4 protein-coding genes are annotated in these 4,065 nt (G+C 72.6%); 1 reads left to right on the forward strand and 3 read right to left on the reverse strand.

What is annotated here, in order from left to right; genetic code table 11:
- Positions 1 to 106 precede the first annotated feature (106 nt).
- Together scpB and Q0741_RS06570 are read right to left on the reverse strand one after the other, a co-directional pair.
- Entirely contained in the window at positions 107 to 799 is a 693-nt protein-coding gene (scpB, locus tag Q0741_RS06565; RefSeq protein ID WP_298232398.1) for an SMC-Scp complex subunit ScpB, read from the reverse strand.
- A gap of 312 nt (positions 800 to 1,111) precedes the next feature.
- On the reverse strand, positions 1,112 to 2,071 hold the full coding sequence (locus Q0741_RS06570; RefSeq protein ID WP_298232399.1) for an RluA family pseudouridine synthase: 960 nt from the start codon (positions 2,069 to 2,071) through the stop codon (positions 1,112 to 1,114).
- A 56-nt stretch (positions 2,072 to 2,127) separates the two neighbouring features.
- Between Q0741_RS06570 and Q0741_RS06575 the strand changes: the two genes are divergently transcribed.
- On the forward strand, positions 2,128 to 2,952 hold the full coding sequence (locus Q0741_RS06575) for an outer membrane protein assembly factor BamD (protein ID WP_298232400.1): 825 nt from the start codon (positions 2,128 to 2,130) through the stop codon (positions 2,950 to 2,952).
- 69 nt (positions 2,953 to 3,021) lie between these two features.
- Here Q0741_RS06575 and Q0741_RS06580 read toward each other — a convergent pair.
- A partial coding sequence (locus tag Q0741_RS06580; protein ID WP_298232401.1) for an ATP-dependent DNA helicase occupies positions 3,022 to 4,065 on the reverse strand: 1,044 nt, incomplete at its 5' end.

Below are 4,065 nucleotides of genomic sequence, written 5' to 3' on the forward strand. Positions count from 1 at the left end.
CGCTTGCGCGGGGCGCGGCGGCGCACGGGCGCGGCGGCCTCCTGCGCAGCCGGGGCGCCGTCCTCGGCGGCGGCGGGGATCAACGGGTTGTCAGCGTCTTGGGGATTCATGGCTGCGGAGGGAGGTGTTCGGCCGCGTGGGCCGGCGGGGGTTCGGTGGGGGTGTCGTCCGAGGCCGGCGCGTCGGTCGCTGCGGCGGCGGGGACTTGATCCGCTGCTGCATCCAGCAGCGGCAACTGCTGCGCCAGGGCTGCCTGGAGCGGGGATTCCAGCGCCTGCGGCAGCGCGCCGGGAGCATCCAGGGGCGGCAGGCCGTCCAGCCCGGCCAGGCCCAGGTCGTCGAGGAACTGGCGCGAGGTAGCGTACAGGGCGGGCCGCCCCGGCGCCTCACGGTGGCCGATGACCTCGATCCAGCCACGCTCTTCGAGCTGGCGGATGACCTGCGTGCCGACGGTGACACCGCGGATGTCCTCGATGTCGCCGCGCGTCACGGGCTGGCGGTACGCGATGATGGCCAGCGTCTCCATCACCGCGCGCGAGTAGCGCGGCGGCTTCTCAGGCTGCAGCCGCGCCAGGTAGGGCTGCATCTCCGGCCGGCTCTGGAAGCGCCAGCCCGAGGCCAGCGTCACCAGTTCCACGCCGCGGCCCTGCCAGTCGCGCGCGATCTCGTCGAGCAGCGCGCGCAGCGTATCGGCGCCCAGCTGCTGGTCGAACAGCAGGCGCAACTCGCGCAGCGGCAGTGGCTGCTGCGCGCAGATCAATGCGGTTTCGAGGACGCGCTTGGCATCCTGGGTGTTCATCAAGCTTTGGTGGTGCCGTGAACGGCAACGTCGGACAACACGACGGTAAGGGTCGGAAAAGCGGGCGTCCTGGAACAGGACTGCCGGCGGCTGGATTCGGACCTGGGGCCGGACCCGGCGGCTGCGGCTCGGGCCAGCGCTCGGGTGCGGGGCTTCAAGGGCTGGCGGCGGACGGCTGTGGGCGCTGTGCTGTGCAGCAACCGGGCGTCCACCGCGCGCAGTCCGGAGCATTGTAACCCCGTGTCCCGGGCCCGCCGACTTGACCAGGGACAACATGTCGCGTCGGCGCCGCGCCCGGAAGGCGGAACCGCTTCAGCCGGACAGGGCCTGCAGCGCCGCCGCCAGGTCTGCCGGGGGCGCGCGCTCGAAGTCCAGCGCGCCGTCCAGCACCGGATGCGCCAGCCGCAGCCGTTGCGCATGCAGCGCCTGGCGTTGCAGCCCCAGCAGCGCCGTACCTCCATACAGCGCGTCGGCCAGCAGCGGATGCCCGCGCGAGGCCGCGTGCACGCGGATCTGGTGCGTGCGCCCGCTGTGCAGCGTGCAGCGCAGCGCGCAGGCGCCCTGCCCTTCGGCCAGCAGCTCGAAGTCGGTGCGCGCGGGCTTGCCCGAGGCCAGGATGGCCATGCGCACGCGCGAGCGCGGGTCGCGGCCGATGGGCGCATCCACCGTGAAGCGCTCCTCGCGCGGCACGCCGTGCGCCAGCGCCAGGTACTGGCGGTGCACCTCGCGCGCGGCGATGGCGCGCACCAGCGCCGTCATGGCCGGCAGGGTCTTGGCCACCACCATCAGGCCCGAGGTGTCCTTGTCCAGCCGGTGCACGATGCCCGCGCGCGGCAGCCGCGCCGCGCTCGCGTGGTGCGCCAGCAGCGCGTTGAGCAGCGTGCCCGACCAGTTGCCCGCCGCCGGGTGCACCACCATCCCCGCGGGCTTGTCGACCACCATCAGGTGCTCGTCCTCGAACACCACGTCGATGGGCAGTGCCTCGGCCTTGAAGGCGCGGCTTTCCGCCGTGGGCACCAGTTCGACGCGGATGCGCTGCCCCAGCTTCACGCCGCGCGAGGCGGTGCGCGCCACCTGGCCGTCGAGCTGCACGTGGCCGCGCTCGATCAGGCCCTGCAGATGGTTGCGCGAGAACTCGCCGGCCATGAGCACCAGCGCCTTGTCCAGGCGCAGGCCCTGCAGCGCGGCATCCACTTCGCGCTCGCGCCACTCGTGCTGTTCGTCGTCGGGGCCGTCGTCCTCGGTCGCCGGGTCGGACAAGGGGTCAACCATACAATTCGCGTTTTCTTGGACCTACGGACGCGCGCGGCGCGCGGCCGCTGCATCAGATGAGCTTTTCTTCTTGGAGGCGCCGCTGGGCGCCAGGAACGTCGGCCTGTGCGGCGGCGTTGGCGGGGGCGTTGCTGATGGCGGGTTGCGGCACCACGAAGGAGGACCCGCTGTCCACCACGGCTGTCGAGAAATTGTACGCAGACGCCAAGGACGACATCGGCGCCGGCAGCTACGAGCGGGCCATCAAGACCCTGGAGCGCGTCGAGGGCCGCGCCGCTGGCACGCTGCTGGCGCAGCAGGCGACGCTGGACCTGGCCTACGTGCGCTACCGCACCGGCGAGCGCGCCGAGGCGCTGGCGACGCTGGACCGCTTCATCAAGCTCAACCCGTCCAGCCCGGCGCTGGACTACGCGCTGTACCTGCGCGGCATCGTCAACTTCAACGACAACCTGGGCATCCTGGGCCGCTTCACCAACCAGGAGCTCTCCGAGCGCGACCAGCAGGCCTCGCGCGACGCCTACCAGTCCTTCAAGCAGCTGGTGGACCAGTTCCCGCAGTCCAAGTACTCGGCCGACGCGCGCACGCGCATGGACTACATCGTCAACGCGCTGGCGAACTACGAGATCCACGTGGCGCGCTACTACTTCCGCCGCGGCGCCTTCGTCGCCGCGGCCAACCGCGCGCAGCAGGCGATCAAGGAGTACCCGCAGACGCCCGCCACCGAGGAGGCGCTCTTCATCCTGGCGCGCAGCTACGAGCGGCTGGAGCTGCCGCAGCTGCGCGAGGACGCCGAGCGCGTGCTCAAGCAGAACTTTCCCAACAGCCGCTTCCTCGACGAGGGCTTGGCCAGCACCAAGAAGCCCTGGTGGCAAGTGTGGTGAGGCAGCGCCACTGAAGCGCGAAGGCCAGCCCGCGGGCTGGCCTTTTTCATGGGCAAGCGCTTGTGCCGCTCAGCCGCCGGCCGCCGCGGCATCCGGCGCATCCTGGATTTCATCGTCCACCGCCGCACCGGCCTCCCGCTCCGCCGCCAGCGCCCGCAGCCACGCCAGCGCCTCGCCCTCTTCCTTGAGCCGCGTCATGGGCGGCAGCGCCTTGCGCAGCCGCGCGCCGTAGCCCTTGAGCACCAGCCGCGGGTCGCACACCACCAGCAGCCCGCGGTCGCGCTCGCTGCGGATCAGCCGCCCCGCACCCTGCTTTAGCGACACCGCCGCCTCGGCCAGGAAGTACTCGTTGAAGGGGCTTCGGCCCTGCGACTCCAGCTGCGCCACACGCGCCTCCACCAGCGGGTCGTTGGGCGGCGGGAAGGGCAACTTGTCGATCAGCACGCACTGCAGCGCGTCGCCGGGCACGTCGATGCCTTCCCAGAAGCTGGCCGAGCCCACCAGCACCGAGGCGGGCCGCGCCAGGAAGCGCTTCACCAGCTCCCGCTTGGGCAGTTCGCCCTGCACCAGCACATCCAGCGCCACGCCGCCCTCGGCCAGCGCCTCGCGCAGCGCGAAGCCCACCGCCTGCAGCGCGCGCAGCGTGGTGGTGAGCACGAAGGTGCGGCCACCGAGGGCGCTGGCCAGCCGCGCCGCCAGCCGGCCCACCGCCGGCGCATGCGGCTCGCTGCCGGCCGCCGGGAAGCGCTCGGGGATCCACAGCCGCGCGTGCGCCGCGTAGTCGAAGGGACTGTCCAGCCGCAGCACGCGCGCGTCCTCCAGCGCCGTGCTGCCGGTGAACCAGGACAGCTTGGCGTCCGCGCCCAGCGTGGCCGAGGTGAAGATCCAGGCCTTGTGCCCGGCCTCGCGCTGCTGCGTGAGCGCACTACGGATGTCCAGCGGCGACTCCACCAGCCGCACCTGCGCCGGGCCCACGTCGATCCAGCGCACCTGGTCCGCTGCGGCCGGCGCGGCGAAGCGCGCCGCGCGCTCGGCCAGCAGCTGCGCGCGCTGCGACAGCCGCATCAGGTCCGGCCCGCTGCCGGCCAGCGGCTCCAGCGCGCCGGCGGCGGC

The organism is uncultured Azohydromonas sp., assembly GCF_937926365.1.
Classification (GTDB): Bacteria; Pseudomonadota; Gammaproteobacteria; order Burkholderiales; family Burkholderiaceae_C; genus Azohydromonas.